Source organism: Streptomyces caniscabiei, from assembly GCF_014930365.1.
Taxonomy (GTDB): domain Bacteria; phylum Actinomycetota; class Actinomycetes; order Streptomycetales; family Streptomycetaceae; genus Streptomyces; species Streptomyces caniscabiei.
This window is the reverse complement of the sequence record NZ_JABXWI010000009.1, coordinates 348,445-371,420: the sequence shown is the minus strand read 5'-3', so window position 1 is coordinate 371,420 and position 22,976 is coordinate 348,445. Positions and strand designations below refer to the sequence as shown.

Annotated in this window: 22 protein-coding genes and 1 tRNA gene; 10 read left to right on the top strand and 13 right to left on the bottom strand. The window is 70.9% G+C overall.

The window, feature by feature from the left end:
* Positions 1–85: 85 nt before the first annotated feature.
* Complete coding sequence (locus tag HW837_RS25930) at positions 86–541, top strand: DoxX family protein (RefSeq protein WP_045557949.1); 456 nt, start codon at positions 86–88, stop codon at positions 539–541.
* Between the two features lie 251 nt (positions 542–792).
* Positions 793–1,401 (top strand): DedA family protein, encoded by a 609-nt coding sequence (locus HW837_RS25925; RefSeq protein ID WP_045557948.1) that lies wholly within the window; start codon positions 793–795, stop codon positions 1,399–1,401.
* A gap of 22 nt (positions 1,402–1,423) precedes the next feature.
* Here HW837_RS25925 and HW837_RS25920 read toward each other — a convergent pair whose 3' ends face one another.
* The 3 genes from HW837_RS25920 to HW837_RS25910 all read right to left on the bottom strand — a co-directional run bounded on the left by HW837_RS25920 (position 1,424) and on the right by HW837_RS25910 (position 3,235).
* Positions 1,424–2,029, bottom strand: a complete 606-nt coding sequence (locus tag HW837_RS25920; RefSeq protein ID WP_313895582.1) for a TetR/AcrR family transcriptional regulator — start codon at positions 2,027–2,029, stop codon at positions 1,424–1,426.
* A 121-nt stretch (positions 2,030–2,150) separates the two neighbouring features.
* Positions 2,151–2,906 carry an SDR family oxidoreductase gene (locus HW837_RS25915; RefSeq protein WP_045558060.1) on the bottom strand — a complete coding sequence of 252 codons (756 nt, stop codon included), beginning with the start codon at positions 2,904–2,906 and terminating at the stop codon, positions 2,151–2,153.
* 101 nt (positions 2,907–3,007) lie between these two features.
* A complete protein-coding gene (locus HW837_RS25910; protein ID WP_045557946.1) occupies positions 3,008–3,235 on the bottom strand; it encodes a DUF2277 domain-containing protein in 228 nt (75 codons plus the stop codon).
* 198 nt (positions 3,236–3,433) lie between these two features.
* Between HW837_RS25910 and HW837_RS25905 the strand changes: the two genes are divergently transcribed.
* A complete protein-coding gene (locus tag HW837_RS25905) occupies positions 3,434–4,417 on the top strand; it encodes a ketopantoate reductase family protein (protein ID WP_193380025.1) in 984 nt (327 codons plus the stop codon).
* A gap of 21 nt (positions 4,418–4,438) precedes the next feature.
* Here the strand turns inward: HW837_RS25905 and HW837_RS25900 are convergent, their stop codons facing one another.
* On the bottom strand, positions 4,439–5,365 hold the full coding sequence (locus HW837_RS25900) for a LysR family transcriptional regulator (RefSeq protein ID WP_045558058.1): 927 nt from the start codon (positions 5,363–5,365) through the stop codon (positions 4,439–4,441).
* Between the two features lie 146 nt (positions 5,366–5,511).
* Between HW837_RS25900 and HW837_RS25895 the strand changes: the two genes are divergently transcribed.
* On the top strand, positions 5,512–5,838 hold the full coding sequence (locus tag HW837_RS25895; protein ID WP_045557945.1) for a hypothetical protein: 327 nt from the start codon (positions 5,512–5,514) through the stop codon (positions 5,836–5,838).
* Positions 5,839–5,899: 61 nt separating this feature from the next.
* On the opposite strand, the gene HW837_RS25890 is transcribed toward HW837_RS25895, so the two are convergent.
* Positions 5,900–5,971: transfer RNA gene (locus tag HW837_RS25890), tRNA-Val, on the bottom strand.
* 245 nt (positions 5,972–6,216) lie between these two features.
* Here HW837_RS25890 and HW837_RS25885 point away from each other — a divergent pair.
* The 3 genes from HW837_RS25885 (at position 6,217) to HW837_RS25875 (ending at position 9,176) form a co-directional block, all read left to right on the top strand.
* Positions 6,217–6,822, top strand: a complete 606-nt coding sequence (locus tag HW837_RS25885) for a DUF4097 family beta strand repeat-containing protein (protein ID WP_390623578.1) — start codon at positions 6,217–6,219, stop codon at positions 6,820–6,822.
* Between the two features lie 99 nt (positions 6,823–6,921).
* Complete coding sequence (locus tag HW837_RS25880) at positions 6,922–8,385, top strand: hypothetical protein (RefSeq protein ID WP_045557944.1); 1,464 nt, start codon at positions 6,922–6,924, stop codon at positions 8,383–8,385.
* 134 nt (positions 8,386–8,519) lie between these two features.
* Positions 8,520–9,176 carry a DUF4383 domain-containing protein gene (locus HW837_RS25875; protein ID WP_045557943.1) on the top strand — a complete coding sequence of 219 codons (657 nt, stop codon included), beginning with the start codon at positions 8,520–8,522 and terminating at the stop codon, positions 9,174–9,176.
* An 18-nt stretch (positions 9,177–9,194) separates the two neighbouring features.
* Here HW837_RS25875 and HW837_RS25870 read toward each other — a convergent pair whose 3' ends face one another.
* The 3 genes from HW837_RS25870 to HW837_RS25860 all read right to left on the bottom strand — a co-directional run bounded on the left by HW837_RS25870 (position 9,195) and on the right by HW837_RS25860 (position 13,909).
* On the bottom strand, positions 9,195–10,337 hold the full coding sequence (locus HW837_RS25870; RefSeq protein ID WP_045557942.1) for an amidase domain-containing protein: 1,143 nt from the start codon (positions 10,335–10,337) through the stop codon (positions 9,195–9,197).
* 115 nt (positions 10,338–10,452) lie between these two features.
* Entirely contained in the window at positions 10,453–11,736 is a 1,284-nt protein-coding gene (locus HW837_RS25865; protein ID WP_045557941.1) for a polysaccharide deacetylase family protein, read from the bottom strand.
* 46 nt (positions 11,737–11,782) lie between these two features.
* A complete protein-coding gene (locus HW837_RS25860; protein WP_045558056.1) occupies positions 11,783–13,909 on the bottom strand; it encodes a transglycosylase domain-containing protein in 2,127 nt (708 codons plus the stop codon).
* 418 nt (positions 13,910–14,327) lie between these two features.
* On the opposite strand from HW837_RS25860, the gene HW837_RS25855 reads away from it, so the two are divergent.
* On the top strand, positions 14,328–14,549 hold the full coding sequence (locus HW837_RS25855) for an FmdB family zinc ribbon protein (protein WP_045557940.1): 222 nt from the start codon (positions 14,328–14,330) through the stop codon (positions 14,547–14,549).
* 95 nt (positions 14,550–14,644) lie between these two features.
* Positions 14,645–15,349, top strand: a complete 705-nt coding sequence (locus HW837_RS25850; RefSeq protein ID WP_193380100.1) for a DedA family protein — start codon at positions 14,645–14,647, stop codon at positions 15,347–15,349.
* 22 nt (positions 15,350–15,371) lie between these two features.
* Here HW837_RS25850 and HW837_RS25845 read toward each other — a convergent pair whose 3' ends face one another.
* The 3 genes from HW837_RS25845 to HW837_RS25835 form a co-directional block, all read right to left on the bottom strand.
* On the bottom strand, positions 15,372–16,190 hold the full coding sequence (locus tag HW837_RS25845; protein WP_045557938.1) for an HAD family hydrolase: 819 nt from the start codon (positions 16,188–16,190) through the stop codon (positions 15,372–15,374).
* Positions 16,190–18,685, bottom strand: coding sequence for a phosphoribosyltransferase (locus HW837_RS25840; RefSeq protein ID WP_193380026.1), 2,496 nt, complete (start codon positions 18,683–18,685; stop codon positions 16,190–16,192). The genes HW837_RS25845 and HW837_RS25840 overlap by 1 nt, the downstream gene beginning before the upstream one ends.
* Positions 18,686–18,750: 65 nt before the next feature.
* Positions 18,751–19,917: an HpcH/HpaI aldolase/citrate lyase family protein gene (locus HW837_RS25835; protein WP_045557936.1), complete on the bottom strand. Its 1,167-nt coding sequence runs from the start codon at positions 19,915–19,917 to the stop codon at positions 18,751–18,753.
* A gap of 190 nt (positions 19,918–20,107) precedes the next feature.
* Between HW837_RS25835 and HW837_RS25830 the strand changes: the two genes are divergently transcribed.
* On the top strand, positions 20,108–20,935 hold the full coding sequence (locus HW837_RS25830) for a TerD family protein (protein ID WP_045557935.1): 828 nt from the start codon (positions 20,108–20,110) through the stop codon (positions 20,933–20,935).
* Positions 20,936–20,975: 40 nt separating this feature from the next.
* On the opposite strand, the gene HW837_RS25825 is transcribed toward HW837_RS25830, so the two are convergent.
* Positions 20,976–21,716: a TerD family protein gene (locus HW837_RS25825; protein ID WP_045557934.1), complete on the bottom strand. Its 741-nt coding sequence runs from the start codon at positions 21,714–21,716 to the stop codon at positions 20,976–20,978.
* A 109-nt stretch (positions 21,717–21,825) separates the two neighbouring features.
* On the bottom strand, positions 21,826–22,971 hold the full coding sequence (locus HW837_RS25820) for a DUF475 domain-containing protein (protein WP_045557933.1): 1,146 nt from the start codon (positions 22,969–22,971) through the stop codon (positions 21,826–21,828).
* Positions 22,972–22,976 lie beyond the last annotated feature (5 nt).

The window sequence follows — 22,976 nt, the reverse complement described above, 5'->3', positions numbered from 1 at the left end:
TGCCTAACGTGGGTGACTCACCGGTAATAACCGTCCCCACCGGTCTCACGAGGACCGGGTGACACTACCGAAGGAGCCCCCCACCATGACCGGACGCCTCAACAGCGCCCAGCCATACGCTCTCGGTCTCTTCCGCATCGTCGTCGGTCTGCTCTTCACCTGCCACGGAGCCATGACCCTCTTCGGCGTCCTGGGCGGCGCGGACGGCCAGGGCGGCACCGTCGCCGCCGGCACCTGGCCCGGCTGGTACGCGGCCGTCATCCAACTCGTCGGCGGCGGCCTGGTACTGATCGGCCTCGGCACCCGCTACGCGGCGTTCGTCGCGTCGGGCTCCATGGCCTACGCGTACTTCAAGGTCCACCAGCCGGAGGCCCTGTGGCCGGCGGAGAACGGCGGCGAGGCCGCGGCGTTCTTCTGCTGGGCCATGTTCCTGCTGATCTTCACCGGCTCCGGCGCACTCGGCCTCGACCAGCTCTTCGCCAAGCGCCAGGCCGCGTCCGCGAACAGCACCGCCACGCACAAGGCCACCGTGACGGCCTGACCCACCCCGGCGGCCGGCCCGAGCCCTGCCCCGCTCCCCGCGCGTCTCCCCCCACCGACCCCTGTCGGCGCACCGCGCATCACGAACACGCACCGCGAACCGCGAACCCGCGACCGCGAACCGCCCGATCGAACGATGAACACGGTGTGACGGACACATGAGCCCCTGTGAGCCGTCCGTCATACCCGGGGCGTACGCTGTTCGGCTGTCACGGGTCGCCGTGATGTCGGGGGACAACAGGAGAGTGCTCGGTGCTTGAGAGTCTGGGTTGGCTGGCCGCCGGCCCATGGATCTACGCCGTGGTGGGCGTGTCCATCGTGCTGGACGTGTTCCTCCCCGTCCTCCCGAGCGGTGTCCTGGTGGTCGCGGTGGCCACGGCCGCCGCGGCGGAGACGGCGGCGGGCGCGATGCCCCGCGAGGTCCCCGACATCCTGGTGCTGATGCTCTCGGCGGCGACCGCGTCCGTGCTCGGTGACCTCGTGGCGTACCGGCTGGCCTGGCGCGGCAGCGCACGACTCGACCGCGCCATCGCCCGCTCCCGCCGGCTGACCACCGCGCAGGAACGTCTCGGCGCCGCGCTCGTACGCGGGGGCGGCCTGCTGGTCGTCGTCGCCCGCTTCGCCCCCGCCGGCCGCTCCGTGGTCTCCCTCGGCGCCGGCGCCGCCCGCCACCGCGCCCGCGACTTCCTCCCCTGGTCCGCCCTGGCCGGCCTCGCCTGGGCCGCGTACAGCGTGGCCCTCGGCTACTTCGGCGCCCAGTGGCTCGGCCCCACCTGGCTCGCCACAGCGGTGTCCCTGGCCGCCCTCTTCGGCGCGGGCGCGGCGGCCGCGTACTTCATGCGGCGCCCGCAGCCCGAGTGACACGGGGGCGATGCTCCCGGGTTCAGGCTCCGGTGCCGTAGCGGGCGAGCATGAGGGCGACGGCTTCGTCCACGATCGCGGCGTCGGTCGGGTTGGGCGGGACGAAGTCGGTCCGTACGAGCTGCGGCCAGAGGAACTGGCCTGAGATCATGCCGAGGAACTGCTCCGCCACCGCGGAAGCCGACCGTGACTGCCCGTCGGCCGTACGGAAGTCGAGTGTGCCGGCCCGCTCCTCGGCCTCCAGGTAGTCGCGGAGCCGGTCGAAGAACGGCCCGCGGTCCATGGCGAAGCCGGTCCCGACGATGTCGGCGAGCTCCGGCATCTGGGGGAGTTCGGTGATGATGAGGCGGCACAGCGCCGCCGTGTGGGGCCGCGCGACCAGGCAGGCGTAGTCGCGGCCGATGTGGTCCAGGCCGTACCGGGGATCACCGGGCGGGGGCGGTGCGGCCCACTCCACGTCCAGCTGCCACTGTTCGGCGGTGACGGCCGCGAACAGCGCGGCCTTGGAGGGGTACCGCTTGAAGAGGGTGCCCGTCGAGACGCGGGCCTCCCTGGCGATCTGGGCGAGGGAGGTCTTGTCGTATCCCCGGGCGAGGAAGAGGTCACGGGCGGCACGGATGATCCGCACGCGGTTCTCCTCCTTGACCTGCGCGTGATACCCGGCCCGGCACGTATCGCCACCGGCTTCCGCTCGGTCCGCCACCGACATGCCCACGCCCCTCGCCCGTCCACCCGCCGCGTCCTCCCTGTCAGAGGACGGTCTGGCCTCCGTCCAGGATAAGGTCCTGGCCCACCGCGAAGGCGGAGGCGTCGGAGGCCAGGTACACGACCGCTTCCGCGACCTCCTCGGGCAGACCCATGCGACCCAGCGGGATGCCGGCGCTGATCCCCTCCAGGACCGCCGCGTGCACCGCGGGGTCCTCGATCCCGAGCTTGGAGTAGAGCGGGGTGTCCACCGGGCCGGGGCTGACCGCGTTGAACCGGATGCCGTGCGACGTGAGCAGGTCCGCGTTCCACGACCGCATCAGGGAGCTGAGGGCTGCCTTGGTGGCGGCGTAGGCGTTCGCCTGGCCGTAGCCGCCGTGCACGCTGGCGGACGCGTTGAGGATGACCGAGGACGGGTTGGCCAGCACCGGCACCAGAGCCTGGGTGAGGAAGAAGACGCTCTTGACGTTGATGTCGAAGAGCCGGTCGTAGCTGTCCTCCGTGTGGCCCTCGAACGACCGCCAGTCCGAGACGCCCGCGTTCAGGAACGCCACGTCCAGCTTTCCGAAGTGCTCACCCACCTGCTCGGCGAGGGCGCGCTGCGCGCCGAGATCGCGTGCGTCGGCCCGCACCACCGGCACCTTGTCCCCGAGGACCTGCCGCGCGTTGTCGATGCTGGCCGGGGTGACGCCGGTGACCAGCACCTCGGCGCCCTCCGCGAGGAAACGCCGCGCGGTCTCCAGACCGATCCCGCTCGTGCCGCCGGTGATGAGGGCGCGCTTGCCCGCAAGACGAGTCATGTTCATTGATCCTTGCCGAGTCGTAAGGTAAGTCAATGGACTCACCATGAGGGGAAGGTAGCCCTCGCACCACCACGATGGCAAGTCGTTCAACTTACCTTCTACCCCGCCCGGCGGGCGGCCCCCCGCACCTCCAACCCGGCCAGCAACGCGGCCGTCGCCTCCGCGACCGCGTCCACGGCCTGCTCGAAGACCTCGCGGTTGTGGGCGGCGGGCGCACGGAAGCCGGAGACCTTCCGGACGTACTGGAGGGCGGCGGCCCTGATGTCGTCCTCGGTGGCCTCTTCGGGCAGGACAGGCGGTCGAAGCGTCTTGATACTGCGGCACATGTCCCCAGTCTCCCGCGCACGCCCGCCCGGCCCCACCCCCGGAACCCGGCAGGTCACGACCGCACCCGGGCGCACGCCTCCCTCCGACCCAAGCACCACCTTGGGTACAGGCAAGTTCCCCCGAGGATTGACTGCTCCCTCACTCCTTGTGATCATCACCGAGGCCGGGACGACCCACCCGGCGGAAACGAGGGGACCATGACGAAGGAACGGCTCACGGTGGCGGTACTGGGCCCGGGCGGCGTGGGCGGACTGCTCGCCGCCCTGCTGGCCCGCGCCGGCAACCGCGTGATCTGCCTGGCCGGCGAGCGCACCGCGGAGACCCTGGAGCGGAACGGCATCCAGGTCACCAGCGCCCGCTTCGGCGACTTCACCGCCCGCGTCGAGACCGCGACCGAGCTGCGCGAACGGGTCGACGCGGCCCTGATCACGGTCAAGCACACCACCCTGACGGCCTCCCTGGACCGCCTCCCGGCAGCGTCCCTCGGCCCCGACACGCTGGTCGTCCCGTTCCTGAACGGCGTCGAGCACCCCGCACACCTCCGCGCCCACTACGGCGACGCCGTGCCCATCGCCCCCGCCACCATCCGCGTCGAGTCGACCCGTGTCGCCCCGGGCGTCATCGCACACGGCAGCCCCTTCGCGGAGGTCGACCTCACGGGCGACACGGCGCCGGCGCAACACCTCAACTCCCTTGCCGGAGCGCTGGAATGGGCGGGTGTGGGCACCCGCGTCCTGCCGGACGAGACGGCCGTGCTGTGGGCGAAGATGTCGTTCCTGGCCCCGTTCGCCCTGCTGACGACCCGTCACGGTCTGCCGCTCGGCGAGATCCGCACCCGCCACCGCGAGGAACTGACCGCCCTCGTCGAGGAGACGGCGGCGGTCGGCACGGCCGCCGGTGCCCCCGTCGACCCGGCCGAGACGCTCCGCCGCTACGACGCCTTCCCGCCCGCCACCAAGTCGTCCATGCAGCGCGACGCCGAGTCCGGCCGCCCCCTCGAACTGGACGCGATCGGCGGCGCGTTGCTCCGTGCGGCCGAACGCCATGGCGTACATGTACCGGTGGCGACGAAGGTGGTGGCGAAGCTGAGGACGGCGGCGGAGCCGAGGGGCACGACGGCGGAGCCGCGGGGCACGGCGGAACGACGGACGGCCGAGGAGCCCCGGACAGCGGAGCACTGAGCCGGCGCGGACGCCCCCGCCTCACCCCTCGACCGCCCGCACCCCACCCCCCACCCGCACCGCGTGCCGGGCCACCGTGTCGGCGAAGGCGCGGGCCGGGGGCGACAGCGCGTCCCAGCGCCGTACGGCCCAGCCGACGGTGAGCGGGGGCAGGTCGGGGACCGGGACGAAGCGCAGCCCGGGGTGGCCGGGGCCCGTCCAGCCCGGGAGCGCGGGAACCACCGCGTGACCGACGCCGAGCTCGGCGAGGAGGATCGCGGTGTCCCAGTCGGCGACCCCGGCCCCGGAGGAGCTGACGGAGATGCCCAACTTCCGGTAGGCGGCGTCGAGATGGGCGTACGAGGTGGAGTTCTCCGGCAGCCCGATCAGCCGCATCCCGTCCAGCTCCCGGCCCTCCACGCGGTCCCGCCCGGCGAGTTCGTCGTCGGCGCGCACGGCGAGCACCCAGGGCAGCTCCGCCACGGCCCGCTGTTCGATGCCCCGGACGGCGGGCCCCAGGGTCAGCCAGGAGAGGTCGAGGTCCCGGGACGGGTCGGCCAGCGCGTCACAGCAGCCCGCGCTCGACCGCACGGTCTGGAACTCCAGGCCCACGTCCGGGTACGAGCGCCGGAAGTCGACGATGCCCTGCGCCATGAAGTGCCGCACGGTCGTGCCGCCGGTGGCGACCCGCACGACACCGCCGTCCCCGCGCACCATCTCGGCCAGCCGGCGCAGCGCGAGGTCGAGCCCGGTGATGCCCTCGGCCGCCGCCTCCTGGAGCAGCCGGCCGGCCCGGGTGGGCACCACGCCACGGGCCTGCCGCTCCACCAGCCCGACCCCGACCTCACGCTCCAGCCGCCGCACGTGCTGGCTCACCGCCGACTGGGTGCACCCCAGCTCCCGGGCCACCGCGCTGAGACTCCCGGCCCGGCAGACGGCGACGAAGACACGGAGATCGTCAAGGGTCATGAAGAGGACGATATCCAAGGCTCACCTTGGGTATCGATCTGCACTCCAAGGGAGCCCTCCACACCATCCACCCGTTCGAATGAACCCCGGCCCGAAGCGGCAGAAGGAACTCGCATCCCAAAATCGAACAGGCGTACCATTGCCGTGTGGCTAAGACCTATGACTTCCCAGAGGACCTTCTCGCCGGTCAGGAGGAGCTGCATCAGGTCCGGGCCGAGCTCCTGGCGCTGCTGAAGCGGCTGCCCTGGTCGGTCGAGCCCCTGGACGGTTTCAGCGACGACAGCGGCTGGCGCAAGGTCGAGCGCCCCGCCTCGCCGGGCTGGACGCCCGACGAGCAGGCCGAGGTCGAGAAGCTCCGCGAGCGCGAGCGGGAACTGGCGGTCTTCGTGAGCTGCCACCGCTTCTGGTCGGAGACAGCCACCGAGGAGAGGGTCGAGGCCCGGACCCATCTGAAGCACGCGCGGGACTCCTGAGGCCCCTGGGCCCCGGACACGCGAAGACCCCGGCCGTGCTCGGCCGGGGTCTTCGTCTCGGTGGGCATGGACGGTTTCGAACCGCCGACATCCTGCTTGTAAGGCAGGCGCTCTACCCCTGAGCTACACGCCCGAGTACGAGTCGACAGCCTACATTGCCCGGGGGCGTGCCCAGCAAACCCGTATCGGGGCAGGCTCGGGGGTTGCCAACTGCTCGCCGGGGAGTGCGTACAAGGGTGAACACCGGGAACGGAGCCAGCGTGCGGAGCCCCCTTATCCTCCGGAGAGAAGGTCTGGGGCCTCTCCGTCGCCCTTTGTCCGTACCCACTAGGCCAGGTCGTGAGAGAACCGGCCTCCCGGGATCGGACCACGCACAGGATGCGTGTCGCCGCCCCGGGGTTGAGTACGCCGGGGACCAGGGGGCACCTCCCACGCCCTCAAGGCAGTGGGGGAGCGCCCAAGACCGTTCGGGGCGTGCGGCTGGGCGGGCTCACTCATGCTCAGTCCCCAGGAACGGTTAGCCCCACCCCTGATCCGGGAGCGACCCGGAGGATCGAGGTCCCGCGCGGGGTCGCGGTCGCCGTGCGGAGCGACGACGGGAGCGTGACCGCGAAGGGCTTCGCGGAGCCGCTGGAGGTCCGGTCGGCCGACGGTGCCGTGCGGGTCGGCGACACCACCGGGCCGCTGGAGCTGCACACCGACGACGCCTCCGTGCGGGCGCTCGGGGTCGCCTCGCGGAGCGTCAGGGTGAGCACGCAGGACGGCTCGGTCACGCTCGAACTCGGGGTCGTGCCGGACCTGGTGGAATCGCGCAGTGACGACGGATCGATCAGCATCGGGCTGCCCCGGGACACGTCGTACCGGATCGAGACCGGCAGCGACGACGGTTCCGTGGACGTCTCGGTGCCCCGTGACGAGGGCAGCGCCCATGTGGTGACCGCCCACACCCAGGACGGCTCGGTGACGGTCCGCAACGTCGACTGAACGGCGGCCGCGAACCTCGAACCGCTCGGCCCGTGTTTTCGTCCTTGACCGGTGGGAGAATGGCAGCGGTCAGGGTGGATGACAGCACGGGAGAGGGAAGTGACGGCGACACCTGCAGAGCCGTACACACCGAGGGTGCCGAGCGCACCACAACCCCACAGCCGTGCACCACGACCAACCACCGACCCCGCCCCACGGACGAGCTCCCCCGGCGCCCGGCGGAACCGGCGGGCCCGGCTGCGGGCGGCGGCTGTTGACCACGTCGTTCTTCTCGCTCTGCCGCTCGTCGCCGGGCTCGTGCTGCCCGCGGCGTTCGCCGGAGGCGGGACGCGGCGGTGGTTCGGCGGGCGGGCCGAGGGGCAGCGGGCGGAGGCGCAGGCGGCGAAGGACGCGGCGGCGGCCGCGTTCTACGAGCTGGACACCGCGCAGCGGGATCTGCGGATCTCCATAGAGACGATCACGGCGGTGGACGACTCCCCCGGCGCCCGCCGCGCGGTCGACGGCTTCGAGGCGCTGGGGCGGCGGATCGACGAGGTCAGCCGCCAGTACATCAACGCCGTCGACGCCCACGACCTGGACCGCGACGACCTGGAGGCGTCCGCGGCGTCCCGGGCCCGCGCCGAGCTGACGGCCGCCAAGGACGAGCTGGACCGGGTCAAGCAGGAGCTGGACCGGTTCGCCCAGGGGCTCGGGCCGCTGCTCGGCACGGCCGAGACCCAGCTGGCGCGGCTGGCCCCGGCGGTGGAGCGCGCCCGGCAGGGGCTGCTCGCCGCCACCGACGCGCTGGACGCCGTACGGGGTTCCGGGCTGAAGGCGGACGATCTCGCCGCCCGTCTCGCGGCCCTCGCCCCCGAGCTGACCAAGCTCAACCAGGGGGCCGGGCAGCACGGCGTACGGGAGACGCTGGAGCGGGCCGACCGGGTCGTACGCGAGGCGGAGGCGGTGCGGGCCGAGGCCGAGCGGCTACCGGAGAGAGCCGCCGAGATCGACCACCGGCTCGTGTCGCTGCGTACCCGCGCGGAGGCGCTGGGCACCCGGGCCGAGCAGGTGCCGGGGGTGCTGAGCGAGCTGCGGCGGCGTTTCGTGGCGGCCTGCTGGCAGGACCTTCAGCAGGTGCCGGACCAGGCCGCGCGGGACGTCGAGCAGGCCCAGCTGAAGCTGCGCGAGGCGCGGGCCGCGCGGGACGCCCAGCGGTGGCCGGACGCGACCTCGCTGCTGTCGACCGTGCGGGAGCTGCTGAACCACACCGACGAGGCGGTCTCGGCGGCCGGGGACCGGTTGCGGCGGCTGAACGCCGTACAGAAGGACCCCCAGCAGGAGATCGACCGGACCCGGTTCGCGATCCGGGACGCGCAGCGGCTGGCGATGGCCGGGCGGTCGACCCCGGATCCGCGGCACGCGCGCCCGCTGGACGAGTCCGTGGCACGGCTGGACCGGGCGATCGCCACGCTGGAGGGCCGGCACCCGGACTACTGGCACTTCCTGACCGAGACCGAGGCCGTCCGGCAGACGGTGGCTCAGGTGGTCGACCAGATCCGCAAGGACCGCGGCGCCGGAGCCTGACACCCTCCCCCGCGCCCCCTCCGCACCACCCGGCGCCCCCATGGCGCGGCCCCCGACCCGGTTGCCCGGTGGAGCCCCGCGGCGGATGCTGAAGGGGTACGCAGGCCTCCGCTCACACCGGATGGGAGGCGGACATGGCCACGCACGCCACGCACACGCTGCGTCCTGGCAAGGGTCGGCACGCGGGTTCCCGGCGGCGGATCAGGATCGACGAGCACCTGCCCGTCGACCACCGCCTCAGCAGGGTCTACCGGATCGGCGCGGGCCTGATGGGCCTGTTCCTGCTCGTCTTCGGCATCTTCGGGCTCATCGACAAGGTGGGCTGGTTCGACACGAACGGCGACACGGTCGCGGGCCTGAACACCAACGGCACGCTGAGCGTCCTGTCGATCGCCGTGGGACTGCTGCTGCTGGTCGGCATGGTGATCGGCGGCAACTTCGCCTCCACGCTGAACATGACACTGGGCGTCCTGTTCATCCTCAGCGGCTTCGCCAACATGGCCCTGCTGGACACCGACTCCAATTTCCTGGCGTTCCGGATCCAGAACGTCCTCTTCAGCTTCGTCGTCGGCATCCTGCTGATGACGTTCGGGATGTACGGCAGGGTCGGCACCGCGCTGCCGCACGACAACCCGTACTGGCGGGCGCGCCACCCGGAGGAGTCGGAGCGTGAGACGCGGCTCAGGGCGGCCATGGGCATGGTGAAGCTGGAACGGACCGACGCCCTCCCCGACGCCTCGGCGGGGACCGGATCGGACTCGGCCGCGGACGACGGGAAGGGCGCCGGTTGAGGCACCGTGGGGCTGGGCTCAGGTGCGGTACGCGTAGTAGTTCGCGGTCGGGTACGAGGCGATGATGCTCGCGACCGAACGGCGGTAGGTGTCCGCGTCGTGGTACGTCAGGTACGGGACGCCGCTGGAGCTGCGGTAGGTCGTCATCATGGAGTGGTCCTTGGACCCGTCCTTGTTGAAGTCGACCTGGAGCACGTCGCCGACGTCCATCTGGTAGACGTTCGCGAGCGCGGTGGTCCGCTTGGCGGTCTGGGTGAACCAGGACCACTCGTTCACGCCGATCCAGGCGTCGGCGGTGCCGTTGGAGGCGTAGTACCAGGTGTCGTACTCCTCCGGCGTGACCGTGGAGATCTGCTTCCAGCCGCCCGCCAGGAGACCCTGGCTGAGGTAGTTGGTGCAGTCGCCGCCGGCCGCGTTGTACTTGCGGTACGCCGGGTTGTAGTTCTTCCAGTACTTCTCGGTGTACGTCGCCATCGCCTTGTAGTCGTAGGCGCCGCCCGTGAGCGTCTTGGGCTTGGCCACCGGATTGGGCGTGGTGGCCGCCTTGGGCGCCTGGATGACGGCCATCGGCGTACGGCTGAGCTTGGCGTCCGCGGGCGCGGCGACGGGCTCGTTGATGCGCGGGGCACCGCCGTCGGTGGAGCGCATCGCGGTCAACTGCCAGGTGCCGTTCGCCTGGGCGGTGAAGGTGAGCACGTGGTGCGCGTCGAAGCCCGTGGAGGCGGGTTCGTCGCCACGTATCTTCTTGTACTTCAGGGTCGTGGTCTCGGTGACCTCGACCGTGGCCTTCTTGCCCTTGACCTTGGCGCCGTCGACGGTGACCTTCGTGTCGGCCGAGGTGTACGCCTCGCCCAGCGACGCCAGACGGGACTTGGTGCCCTTCAGCGCGGACAGCTTGCCGTCCTCGGCCTTCTTCTGGCCGGCGGACAGCGTCACGCCTCCGGTGGGCTTCAGCGACTTGCGCGCGGCCTTGCTGCCGAGCAGGACGGCCGTCCGGTCGGTGAGCACGTTGTCCGCCACGCGGCCGAAGGCGTCCTTGGTCGCCTTGGTGACCTTGGGCGTCGACGCGGCGGCGCCGGCCGTGGCGACGGGCAGCAGAGCGGAGGCCACGACGGCCGCCGCGAGGGTCGAGCCTGCCAGGCTCAACGTCCTTGATCTCACTGGTTTTCTCCTTGACCCCGGGTTGGTCGTACCCGGGAGCGAATCTTTACATGACCTCCTCAAGCGAAGTGAGGCCGGGGGGAGTAACAAGTGCGCAACATGGGTATCTGTGGCGCTATTTCACGACGGTCGCCCAGTCGGCCGGGGCCTGGGCGGGGTCGAGTCCGCGCAGGTTGGCCAGGGTCTCCGGGGACTGGACGTCCATCCAGTCGGCGAGTTCGTCGAAGGACACGCACTTCACGTCCTTCTTCACGCACACGGTCTTGATGACCTCGTCGACGGCGTTCATGTAGATGCCGCCGTTCCACTGCTCGAAGTGGTTGCCTATGAGCAGGGGCGCCCGGCTGCCGTAGTACACGCGGTTGAAGCCGGCCATGTAGGTGTCGATGGTCTCCTGCTGCCAGGTCGGGTACATGGCCGGATCGCCCTCGGTCTGCCCGTCGGTCTGGTTGTAGAGGAAGTTGAAGTCCATCGACAGGGCCTGGTAGTCGTCGTCGTACGGCAGCATCTGGAGCGGGAAGTCCCAGATGCCGTTCTTCTTGCCGGGCCACACCTGGAAGGCGCCCGGGGAGCTGGCGTCGTAGCGGTAGCCGAAGTCCTTGACGGCCTTCAGGAGGTTGCCCTGGCCCTCCAGGCAGGGGGCGCGGCCGCCCTTGACGGCGTCGACGGTGAAGGGCAGCGGGTCGAGGTCGGTGTCGCCGGTGTTGGTCTTCCAGTTGGCGAGGAAGGAGTTGAACTCCTTGATCTCCTGCTTCCACTCCGCGACGCTCCAGTCGGCGCCGCCCTTCTTCCCGCAGAAGTGGCCGTTGAAGTGGGTGCCTATCTCGTTGCCCTCCTTCCAGGCCTTGCCGAGCTCCGCCAGGGTGGTGCGGACGTGTTCGTCGGTGGGGTAGCTGATCGCGGCGGCGCCCCGCTCGTGCTGCGGAGGGTCGTAGAGGTCGCGCTTCTCCTTGGGCAGCAGGTAGATGCCGGTGAGGAAGAACGTCATGTGGGCGTCGTACTTCTTCGCCATCTGCCGGTAGTGCTCGAAGAGGTTGTCGTCGCCCGCCAGCGCGCCGTCCCAGGAGAAGACGACGAACTGCGGCGGCTTCTCGCCCTTCTTGAGCCGCACGGGCTTCAACCGCCCCTTCTGGGGGCCCGTGTAGGAGGTGGAGCCGTCACCGATGATCTTCGTCTTGCCGTCCCAGACGGGTTCCTTCTTCGTGGCCCCCTTGTCACCGCTGCCGGCCGACGAGGCCGTCGGCGCGGTGTCGGCCGAACGGTTCAGCACCAGGTAGCCGCCGACCAGGGAGGCCACCACGAGCAGCGCCGCCACCGTCAGGAACTGCGGACGGGTGGTGCGGCGCGGCGGACGCGCCTTGCGACGGCGGCCTTTGTGCGGCTTGCTGCCAGACTTCATGTACGGCTCATTCTGCGAGGGTGGCGGGCGCGGGTGCTCATCGGTGTCAGCCGATCCTCATCGCACTGGACCAGACGTCGAAGGGGACCCCGGCATTGGGCGTTCCGGCGATCCCGTCGAGCCGCAGCGGCTCCAGGCTCTTGGTCAGGTCGATGCGGTAGACGACGACTGCGGTCGACACCTCGTCGGCCGTACCGACGTACCAGGCGGCCTTGTCGTCCTGGGTGGTCCCGCCCTTGGCCGCCACCTCGTAGGAGGCGGCGCCGGGCGAGGTGGGGTGGGCGGCGCGGTAGGCGTCGGTGAGGGCCGAGGTGACCTCGGCGGCCACCTTGCCGCTCATCGCGCGCTTCGGCTTCGGGGTGTTCAGGGCGACCCTGGACCCGTTGTGGGTCATCTTCCGCACGGAGTACGGCTCGGTGTGCTTGCCGAGGGCGGCGAAGGTGCTGTAGCCGCTGGCCATCCGGATCGCGCTGGGTGTGGCGCTGCCCACGGAGAGCGCCGGCACCTGGGCGCCGAAGCTGGAGCGGAGCAGTCCGGCCGCCTCGGCGGTGCCGCGCACCTTGGCCAGCCCGGTGTCCATGCCGAGCTGCATGAAGGGCGTGTTCACCGATCCGGCGAGCGCGTCGTGCAGGGTGATGGGGCCCCAGGACTTCTTGTCGTCGTTGTGGGCGAAGACCCGGTCGCCGTCCCGGTCCCAGTAGGGCCCCTCGGGGGTGGTCACGGGCACGGCGTCGTTGCCGTCGTAGACCGTCTGCGGGGTGACAGGTGTCGCCTCGCCGTCCCGTTCCTTGACGACACCGTGTTCCAGCCCGGCCGCGTAGACGAAGGGCAGGAAGGCCGAGCCGGCCGGGACGGTGGTCGCGTTCGACTCGTTGAAGCCCTGTCGGCGGTGGTCGGGGCCGCCGTAGACGGCGAGGATCCGCCCGTCGGCACCGACGGAGGACGCCCCGATGTGCGCGGTCCTCGCCTTCTTCGGGCTGTCCTTCCGCACGTCCTTGCGCGCCTCGGTGACGGCGTCGGTCAGCGCGGTCTGCCGGTCCTTGTCGAAGGTCGTGTAGATCTGGTAGCCACCCCGGTCGAACTCCTGATCGGAGAGGTTCGCCGCCTTCTTCGCGTACTGGGAGGCCAGCTCCACCAGGTAGTCGCTCTGCTTGCCGGTGTCGTACTGGGTCGACTGCTCGATCGGCTCGGGGAACTTCGTGTACGTGGCGCGCTCGGCCTTGGACAGCTTCCCGATCTCGACCATCCGGTCCAGGATCCACTCCCAGCGGTCGACCGCCCGCTCCCGGTTGGCCTTGCTCAGGGTGGGGTCGTAGAGGCCCGCGCCCTTGAGGAGGGAGGCGAGGACGGCGGCCTCGCTGACGTTCAGCCGGCTGACGTCCTTGCCGTAGTACGCCTGGGAGGCCCGCTGGATGCCGTAGGTGCCGCGGCCGAACCAGCTGGTGTTGAGGTAGCCCTCCAGGATCTCGTCCTTGCTCATCTGGTTGTCGAGCTTGAGGGCGAGCAGCGCCTCGTCGAACTTGCGGCCGAGCGAGCGGTCCTGGGTCAGATAGACGTTCTTGACGTACTGCTGGGTGATCGTCGAGCCGCCCTGGGTGTCTCCCTCGCCGACGGTGCGCACCAGGGCACGGGTGATGCCGCTCACCGAGATGCCGGGGTCGGAGTAGAAGCTCGCGTTCTCCGCCGCGAGGACCGCCCAGCGCACGTCCTCGGGGACGTCCTTCAGGGGCATCGCCTGGCGCCGCACCCAGCCGGTACGGGCCATGGGGGTGCCGTCGGACCAGAAGTACACGTTGTCCTGCTGGGTGGCGAAGGTGTTGAGGTCCTCCGGTATGTCCGTGGCGGCGTAGGCGACGGACAGGAACATGCCGCTGACGCCCACGGCCAGCCCCGCGGCCCCCAGCGACTGCCGCCAGGACGGTACCCAGCGGCGCCAGTCGGCGCGGCCCGGACGGGGGTACTGCGGACGCATACGGCGGGCGAAGGGGGCGAACGGGGCCAGTCGCGCGCCGGCGACGGCGGTGAACCTGGCCAGAACGGACGGCCTGGGCGCCTTGCGTCTGCCGCGCCTGCCCGAGGCCGACGGCTCCTGCGGGAGGTCGAACGTACCCGGCTCGAGCACCCGCAGCTGCATGGTCTCGTCCGCCGGGGCCGGCGGGAGCTTCAGCTGCATGGTGAGGTCGGACTCCTCCGGCACCCCCTCCTCCTGACCCTTCCCCCGGCTAGCCACGGCGGACCCCCTGGTACGGACGGCCCGAGCGATGCCCAGCAACGATTCGGCGGTGCGCGGCAACCTTTCGCCCGCGCACGGCGACTATGCGACCGGGACACGTGGATCCCGATCGACCAAGGACAGCGGTCACTACTGTCCCCCCTCCCCACTTGGCACCGCTGCGCGGATGGTCACGGCCGCCACACCCGCGGCAGTGAGCCCCCTGTTCCCCTGACCTTCCGGTCTCCACACAGCGACCACAAATTATCAGTCACTTTCACAACTGCTTCTGTCAGTAGCGTGAAAATTTGGCCAGTGTGACCGACCAGGCAAAACGCGGCACCCTTGCCGCCCCCCGGACGCCGGTTAGCCTGACCCCATGCCTCGCTACGAATACCGCTGCCGGACCTGCGGCGACACCTTCGAACTGAGCCGCCCCATGGCCGAGTCCTCCGCCCCCGCGGACTGCCCCGGGGGGCACTCCGACACGGTCAAACTTCTGTCGACGGTAGCCGTCGGAGGTACGGCCGCCGCGTCCGCCCCGGCGCCCAGGGCGGGCGGTGGTGGCGGCGGGTGCTGCGGAGGCGGCTGCTGCGGTTGATCGACACACCTCGATCAACGGACCCCGCCCCCCGAACGTTCACCACCCTCAGGCTCCCTTCAGCTTCGTTCGCCTAGCGTGCACCCATGACAGCCATGCAAGCGGAGTCGATGAGCGGCGCACCCCTGTGGATCATCGGTCTGATGGATCTGCTGGGGGCGCCGGGCGCCGGCCTCGCCGTCGCGCTGGAGAACCTCTTCCCGCCGATCCCCAGCGAGGTCGTCCTCCCCCTCGCCGGCTTCGCCGCGAGCACCGGCCAGATGAACCTCCTCGCCGCCCTGCTGTGGACCACCGCGGGCTCGGTCGTCGGCGCCCTCGCCCTCTACGGCGTCGGCGCCCTCCTGGGCCGCGAGCGCACGGTCGCCATCGCCGCGAGGCTCCCCCTGGTCAAGGTCTCGGACATCGAGCGGACGGAGGCCTGGTTCCTCCGGCACGGCACCAAGGCGATCTTCTTCGGCCGGATGATCCCCGTCTTCCGCAGCCTCATCTCGGTCCCGGCCGGCGTGGAACGCATGCCCCTGCCCGTCTTCACCCTCCTCACCACCCTGGGCAGCGCGCTCTGGAACACGGCCTTCGTCCTGGCCGGCTACTTCCTGGGCGCCAACTGGACCGAGGTCACGACGATCGTCTCGACGTACTCGAAGATCGTGCTGGGGGCGGCAGCCGTAGCGGTTCTGGCATTCACACTGGTCCGCTTCCTGAAAAAGGACCGCAGGAGCCAGGGTCAAGGGGCGCGGGGAACTGCCCGACAAGCCACGAACGACCCGCGGCCCGAAACGCACCGCACCCCCACCCCCTGACCAGGCACAGTCCCCCGGCGGGTCACCGTTCCCGAGACGCCCGCAAGAACTCCCGAAGAATCCGCTCCCCGGCCAGCACCCCCCGCTCGGGCAGCGCAGTCACACCGGGTCCCATGAACCCCGCCTCCGCCAGCTCCCCGTGCCCCGGCCGCCAGGCCCGATCCGCCGCGAGCAACAGATCCGCGTCGAGCAGAGAGTCCCCCGCAGCCAAGGTCAGCTCCACCCCGGTCCGCCGAGCGACCTCCCGCATCGCCGCCGACTTGGTGAGCGGCTTCGGCACGGCGTAGATCTTGCGCCCCTGCAAGGAGACCGTCCACCCGCGGTTCTCGGCCCACACCGCGAGGTCCTTCACCCACTCCTCGGGGAGCAGCTCACGCTCGACGACGAGATAGACGAACAGCTCCTCCGCGACCCGGTGCTTGCGCACCCACAGAGGGTCCGCCGTGGCCTCCAGGTGCTCCCGCACCTCGGCGAGCGGCGCGCACTCCTCGGCGAGCCGGGCCGTCACCCGCTCGTGCCAGGCGAGGTCCGTGACACCGTCCACCAGCAGATGGCCGCCGTTGGCGCAGATCGCGTACGCCGGCTGCGGGCCCGGCAGATTGATCCGCTGGTACTGCTTGCGCGTCCGCGTCGTCGTGGGCACGAACACCGCCGTGTCGCCCAGCTCGGCGAGCAGCTGCGCCGCGGTCTCCGTCATGTACGACAGGGGTCTGCTCTCGTGCACCTCGACGGTGAGCAGCCGGGGCGCCCGCGCGTCCGGCATGGTCAGCGCGAGCGCGGCGGACGAGTAGATGAGCGTACGGTCGAGATCGCTCGCGACGAGAACGCGGGGGCCCGGCATCAGAGGGCCACCGCCTTGCCGTCGGCGCCGGTGGCGCCCCGCGTGTACTTCGGGTGGATCAACCCCACGCATGTGTACGGCAGTTCGGCCACCTCTTCCACCGGTACCCCTCTCTGTTCGGCGAGCAGACGTACGTGGTCGAGGTCCGCGCCCGCCCCGGCCCGCGCGAGGATCTTCCACGGTACCCGGCGCAGCAGCACCCGAGTGGTCTCGCCGACACCGGGCTTGACGAGGTTCACGTCGTGGATCCCGTACTCCTCGCTGATCCGCTCGACGGCCGCCCAGCCCACCCAGGTGGGGGTGCGGTCGGCGGTGAGCAGCTCCTTGGTGCGGGAGTCGACCGTGTCCACGACGTCGTCGAACCGCTCGGAGACGGCGTCCAGGAAGGCCACCGACACATCGACGCCGGCCAGCTCCCGGTAGAACTTGGCGCCGTGGTAGTCGTCGGGCCCGACGAGGTCCGCGCGCAGCACGGTCCGTGAGATCAGGCCGGAGACGGTGGAGTTGAGGCAGGCGGAGGGGATCAGGAAGTCCTCGCGCGTGCCGTACGTCCGCACGCAGGAACCCGGGTCGGCGAGTACGGCGATCTCGGGGTCGAAGCCGGCGATCCCGTCGGACGCCTCGAACTCCTCGATCGCGGCGGCCAGTTCACGGGTGATCGCGCCCTTGCCGGTCCAGCCGTCGACGAACACGACGTCGGCGGGGTCGTGATGGGCGGCGAGCCAGCGCAGCGCGTTGGCGTCGATGCCGCGGCCCCGCACGATCGACACGGCGTAGTGCGGCACGTCGATCCCGTGCCGGTGCCGTGCCCACCGCCGCATCAGCACGCCCACGGGTGTCCCGGCCCGGGCCAGCGACACGAGGACGGGCCGCGCCGACCGCTCGGCCAGCACGCTCTCGGTCACCACGCCCACGGCGGCGGCGATCCGCTCGGCGGAGGCGTCGAGGGCGCTGTGGAAGAGGGCCTGGTACTGCTCGCTCGGCTGGTACTCGACCGGCAGCGACTCCGCGTAGTGCGCGCCCCCGCTCTGAATGGCCTCCTCCCGCTCCTCGGTGGGCGCCTCCAGCGTCACGTCCGACAGATCCTGCAGCAACCACCCCACCTCGTCGGCCGCGTAGGAGGAGAAACCGGGTCCGCGCAGGGGCTCGGGGAGCATGGACGACCTTTCGGGGCGGTGCGGGGGCGGTGGCGCCGGGACGTAGGCCGGGACCACGGCGAGGAGGACGTTCGGCGTGTGGGCGGCGAGGGTGGTCAGCAGGCCGTCCGGGGCGTGGAGCGCGGGGGTGTCCGCGGCCGAGTCGACGACCGTGATCACCGCGTCGAAGGCGCTGCCGGCCACGTTGTAGGCGTAGCGCTCCCCCGGGCCGTCCGCCGGGTCGTCGTGGGCGGGGAAGACGATGCGGCTGCGTATCGCGTAGCCGGGGTCGTCGACGGCGAGGACGGGCGACCGTGTCGTGGTGGAGAACCGTATCTCCGGCCCGTCCGGGGCGACCGACCGCTCCAGCTCCCGCGCGAGCGCCAGCGGGGCGTACATCAGCTCCTCGAAGCCGAGCACGAGCACCCGGCGGGCCCCCGGCGGCAGCGCCTCGGCGAGGCGGGCGGCCATGGCGGGCAGCGCGCTCTCCAGCCGCGCCCGGTGCGCGGGGGTGAAGCCGTGCCGCCCCCCGTCGGGCACCCCGGCGGGCCATCCCAGCTCGACCCGCGTGACGCCGGGATGCGTGCAGCCGGCCGCACGCCCCGGCGCAGCCCCCGCACCCCCCTCGTGTTCCGCCACGAGCGCCTGGCCCTTCTCCAGGACCCCCTCCGGCAGCCGCACGGTCCCCTTCGCGGCGGTCACCAGGTCCACCCGCGCCCCGATCTCCCGGGCGAACGCGGCCAGCCGCCCCTGGTCGGCGGTCGAGCGCATGTCGACCAGCGCGACCACGACGTACCGCTCCCGCGGATACCGCTCGTGCAGCGCGCGAATGGTGTTGAGGACCGTGTTCCCGGTGGAGAACTCGTCGTCGACGAGCACCAGCGGGCCCGGCCCCGCGAGCAGGGCCGGGTCCTCCGGCAGCAGCAGGTGCGAGGTCGCGTGGGAGTGGGACTCCTCGAAGCCCCCGGCCTGGGCGACGCCCTCGACGGGGCGCCGGGTGGAGTGGAGGTAGGGCGCCTCGCCCACCCCGTCCGCGACCGAGTGACCGAGCCCGGTGGCCGTCTCGGCGTACCCGAGGACGACCGCGGCCCGCGCGCCGTCCTCCCCCAGCAGCTCCCGCACCCGGCCGCCCAGCGCGAACCCGTGCCCGTACACGACGGCCGGGGACTGCGGGACGTGCTTGCCGAGGACGTTCGACACCAGCAGATGCGCCCGCTTGGGGTTGCGCCGCAGCGCGAGCCCCAGCAGCCCCGTCAGCTCCTCGTCCCCGACCAGTTCGACCCCGAGCCGCTCACGGACCCAGGCCCCGGACCAGACCTCGCCGGACGGCCCGGTCGTGTCGTTCGCTGTGTTGATCATCGATTCCTTTGTCGGTACGGCGAGTGGATGGTCGGTCGGGCAGGCCGACGGCAATGGATGGCCGGTCAGTCGGGCAGACCCGCGGCCAGCAGGTCCACGAACCCGATGTCCTCGTTGGCGACACCGAACACCTCGGCGCGCTGCAGAACCCTTTCCGCCCAGGCGCGGTGCGGCTTGACCTCGTTCATCTTGTTGCGGGAGGCCGAGCGCAGGACCCCGCCCCCGTTCCGGTCGGGCCGCACGATGTCCTGGGCGTCGCCGAACTCCTCGTGGCTGACCACGGACAGCGCGTGCACCGGCAGGACGTGCGAGGGATGGATGCAGGTCTTGCCGAGCAGCCCGTTGGCCTGGTCGAGGGAGATCTCGCGCAGCAGACCGTCCAGCGCGTGCTCGATCAGCGACTCGCGCAGCTCCACGGCCCGGTTCGCCAGGAAGGGGCTGGAGCGCAGCTGTGGCTTGAACATGCGCTCCTGGACCCGGAAGTACTCCCACACCGGCCCGGTCACCGTGAACCCGGTGCCGTCGGCGCGCCCCAGCACGTTCACCACGTCCGCGATCACGGAGGCGACGATCTGGACGTCGTAGGCGGTCATGTCCGGTGGCCGGCGCAGCGCGTAGGAGGAGCAGAAGTCGGTGACGCCGAGGCGCAGCGCGAGGACCCGGTCGCGGTACTTGTCGACGGTGTGGGCGATGCCCTGGAGCGCCTCTACGCGCGTCTCCCTGTACATCAGCTCGGGCGACTCGAGGACCGGCATCCCGAAGAGCCGCCGTCCGCTCGCGGCCTCGGCGGCGGTGAGCGCCTCCAGGAAGGCCACGCCCCGTTCCTCGGTGAACTTGGGGAACACGAAACCGGACAGCAGCCGCACGGCCGGGCCGAAGCGGTGGACCAGGTCGGGTATCTGCTCGGGGAAGCGGACCCGGATGAAGAGCAGCGGAAGCTCGACGTCCGTCCGTCCGGTGAGGTCGGCGAACTGCCGGACGAGGTTCTCCTCGGCGTCCACGACCTCCGCGTCGTCGATGGAGTCCTCCAGGCACAGCACCATGGAGACCACCCCGCGCCCGGCCTGCTTGACGATGTCGTCGGCGAGCCGCTCGCGGGTCGCCGGGCTGTAGAGCGTGGCGCCGAGCGCGGCGGCGAGGACCCGGGCCGGGGAGTCGGCGTCGAAGGCCATGGGCTCGCGGTAGAAGAGACGTTGCCGCTGCTCAGGGGCGATGTGCCCGAAATGACGCATGTGGTTCCCCCGTGGCTGCTCGGCTTCCGGTCACGATCGTGGCCGGTAATAGTACGTACAAATGTGTGACATCAGTTCCCGCCGAGCGTGAAGTTCTGGTAACCCGGCCGTGTCCGGCGCTCGACGGTTTCACCGGCGGTTCGCCGCCCCCGCGTTGTCGTGATCAGGACCGAGAGGGCAGGATGACCGCATGACGCACGCGATGCTGAAGGGGTCGAACGTCCCGATCGAAGCCACGGCGGTCCGCGCCGTGCTGCGCTGGGCGCCCGGACAGGGCGTCCCGGTGGTCGACGCCTCGGCGCTGCTCCTCGGTCCCGACGGCCGCGTACGGTCCGACGAGGACTTCGTCTTCTACAACCAGCCACGCCACCCCTCCGGCAAGGTGTGGCGACTCGGCCAGAAGCGGGTGGCCGAAGGCCTCACGGACACCATCCAGACCGACCTGGCCGGTGTCGAGTCGGCCATCAGCCAGATTCTGCTCGTGGCCTCCGCCGAGGGCGTCTCCTTCGACCGCGTACGCTCCCTGCGCATCCTGCTGTACGACGCCACCGTGTCCGACGCCGAACCGCTGGCGTACTTCGACATCAAGCCCGAGACCGGCGACGAGACCGCGCTCATCTGCGGCGAGCTGTACCGCCGGGGCGGCGGCTGGAAGTTCCGGGCCCTGGGCGAGGGCTACACCAACGGCCTCCAGGGCCTCGCCGTGGACTTCGGCATCTCGGTCGACGAGTCGGAGGCGGCCGCGGCGGCCGACGAGACCGCCACGACCCAGACCCCGGCCCCGGAGGTCTCGGCCCCCCTGCCCCCCGAGCAGCCCCCGACGGGCGTCCCGCCCCAGCCCGCGTACGGCTACCCGCCGGCGGCCGCGACCCAGCAGTCGGGGTACGGCTATCCGCAGCCGCAGCCGACCCCCGCCACCACCAACGGCCCGGCCTACGGCTACCCCCAGCCCACGGCGGCGGCGCTGGACCCGAACTTCCGCCTGCCCCCGCAGGGCCCGCAGTTCATCGGCCGCTGAGCGGCGCCCCGTACGGGGCCCGGGGGCGCCGGGAGCCGCGTCAGCGCTGCTCGGTCTTGGTCTTGTACCCCCGGCCCCACTGCAGGCCCCACCCGTACAGCCGGTCGAGCTCCGCCTGGAAGCCGTAGACGAACTTCACCTCGCGGCGGACGGTGATCTCGCCCTTGACGTTCTCGATCAGCACCACCGCGCACGACCGGGCCTGCGGGTGCCGCTCGTCGAGGCCTATCTCGATCCGGGGCCCGTTGCTCGGGTAGAGCGTCACGATCGCGTGCGTACGGTCGAAGGCCGGCGTCTGGTCGTAGATGTAGACGAAGACCAGCATCCGCTTGAACTGGTCGCGGTGGTCCAGGTTGATGTACATCGTCTCGCCGGACCCGGAGCCGAACCGGTCGTCCCCGCTCAGCCGCATGTACGGCGCTTCGTTGATGTCGCCGAGGAAGCCGCCCAGCGGCTGGACGACGCCCTTGGTGCCGTCGGCCAGCTCGTAGAGGCAGCCGAGGTCGAGGTCGACGTTCACCATGCTCTGGCTGTGCGCCTGCACCTCCTCCGGCCTGAGGGCCTTGAAGGGGTGGCGCAGCACGCTCTGCCGCTTGGGCGCGCCGATGTCGGAGGTCCGCATCCGCCAGGACAGGTTGACGCGCAGATGCCCGGCCGCCGCGTTCTGCTTGGAGAGGGACACCTTCTGGTGCCGCTTGGTCAGCTCGATCGCGTTGGTCGCCGCGTTGCCCGCGTCGTACTCCGAGGCCCGCCCGCGCCACAGGTTGTCCAGAAAACTCATGCCCGCCCCACACCTGCCGTGTCGTCGCGTCAACCACCGACGGGGCGGCCGACGAGGACGCATCCTCGTCGGCCGCCCCGCTCAGAGCCTGCCCTCACCTCACGGGTGGTCACACCCCTGAGGAGACCTCCGCCTTGTCGTCGGCGTCAGCTTTTCCCTCTTCGGCCGCCAGCGCCTTGTTGCGGCGCACGGAGGACCAGAAGGACCAGGCGATCAGGATGACACCGACGGAACCGGTGATGAACTCGTTGATCTCGTACTGGATGGTGACGAGCAGGATGCCGGCGAGGGCACCGATCGCGTAGTGGGCGCCGTGCTCCAGGTAGACGTAGTCGTCGAGGGTGCCCTGACGGACCAGGTACACGGTCAGCGACCGGACGTACATCGCGCCGACACCGAGGCCGAGCGCCATCAGGACGATGTCGTTGGTGATGGCGAAGGCGCCGATGACACCGTCGAAGGAGAAGGACGCGTCCAGGACCTCCAGGTAGAGGAACATGAAGAACGCGGCCTTGCCGGCGAGGGCGACGGCCGAACGCGGCTTGCCCGTGCGCGCCGCCTCTTCCTCCTCCTCGTGCTCGCGCTCCTCGTCCTCCTCCAGCTTGTTCTCGAAGTAGCCGGAGAGACCACCGACGATCAGGTAGGTGATGAGGCCCGCGAGTCCGGAGATCAGGACCGTCTGCGCCTTGTCGGCATGGGTGCCGCCGTGCTGGTGGGCCTGGGTCGCGAAGGTCATCGAGGTGATCAGCAGGACGATCATCGCGATGCAGGCCGACAGCATGTCGATCTTGCCGAGCTTGGACAGCGGGCGCTCCAGCCAGCCCAGCCACTTGATGTCCCGGTCCTCGAAGATGAAGTCCAGGAAGATCATCAGCAGGAACATACCGCCGAAGGCCGCGATCGACGGGTGCGCGTCGGTCACGTACTGCTGGTACTGGTCCTTGTCGGTCAGCGCCAGGTCGACGGCCTCGATCGGCCCGAGCTTGGCGCTGATGGCGACGATCACGACGGGGAAGATCAGCCGCATACCGAAGACGGCGATCAGGATGCCGATGGTGAGGAAGATCCTCTGCCAGAAGGCATTCATCTTCTTCACGATGCCGGCGTTGACCACCGCGTTGTCGAACGACAGCGAGATCTCCAGGACGCACAGGATCGCGACGAGCCCGAGCGCCGTCCATCCGTCGTAGAGAACAGCTGCTACCAAGCCGAGCGCGGTGACCGCGAACGACCAGCCGAAGGTTTTCAGAACCACTGGCT

Bases quoted from the DNA above. Each gene is read 5' to 3' on its own strand.
- HW837_RS25930 (WP_045557949.1), top strand. From the start codon at position 86: ATGACCGGACGCCTCAACAGCGCCCAGCCATACGCTCTCGGTCTCTTC.
- HW837_RS25915 (WP_045558060.1), bottom strand. From the start codon at position 2,906: ATGACTCGTCTTGCGGGCAAGCGCGCCCTCATCACCGGCGGCACGAGC.
- HW837_RS25910 (WP_045557946.1), bottom strand. From the start codon at position 3,235: ATGTGCCGCAGTATCAAGACGCTTCGACCGCCTGTCCTGCCCGAAGAG.
- HW837_RS25905 (WP_193380025.1), top strand. From the start codon at position 3,434: ATGACGAAGGAACGGCTCACGGTGGCGGTACTGGGCCCGGGCGGCGTG.
- HW837_RS25900 (WP_045558058.1), bottom strand. From the start codon at position 5,365: ATGACCCTTGACGATCTCCGTGTCTTCGTCGCCGTCTGCCGGGCCGGG.
- HW837_RS25885 (WP_390623578.1), top strand. From the start codon at position 6,217: ATGCGTGTCGCCGCCCCGGGGTTGAGTACGCCGGGGACCAGGGGGCAC.
- HW837_RS25875 (WP_045557943.1), top strand. From the start codon at position 8,520: ATGGCCACGCACGCCACGCACACGCTGCGTCCTGGCAAGGGTCGGCAC.
- HW837_RS25865 (WP_045557941.1), bottom strand. From the start codon at position 11,736: ATGAAGTCTGGCAGCAAGCCGCACAAAGGCCGCCGTCGCAAGGCGCGT.
- HW837_RS25860 (WP_045558056.1), bottom strand. From the start codon at position 13,909: ATGCAGCTGAAGCTCCCGCCGGCCCCGGCGGACGAGACCATGCAGCTG.
- HW837_RS25855 (WP_045557940.1), top strand. From the start codon at position 14,328: ATGCCTCGCTACGAATACCGCTGCCGGACCTGCGGCGACACCTTCGAA.
- HW837_RS25850 (WP_193380100.1), top strand. From the start codon at position 14,645: ATGCAAGCGGAGTCGATGAGCGGCGCACCCCTGTGGATCATCGGTCTG.
- HW837_RS25845 (WP_045557938.1), bottom strand. From the start codon at position 16,190: ATGCCGGGCCCCCGCGTTCTCGTCGCGAGCGATCTCGACCGTACGCTC.
- HW837_RS25840 (WP_193380026.1), bottom strand. From the start codon at position 18,685: ATGATCAACACAGCGAACGACACGACCGGGCCGTCCGGCGAGGTCTGG.
- HW837_RS25835 (WP_045557936.1), bottom strand. From the start codon at position 19,917: ATGCGTCATTTCGGGCACATCGCCCCTGAGCAGCGGCAACGTCTCTTC.
- HW837_RS25830 (WP_045557935.1), top strand. From the start codon at position 20,108: ATGACGCACGCGATGCTGAAGGGGTCGAACGTCCCGATCGAAGCCACG.
- HW837_RS25825 (WP_045557934.1), bottom strand. From the start codon at position 21,716: ATGAGTTTTCTGGACAACCTGTGGCGCGGGCGGGCCTCGGAGTACGAC.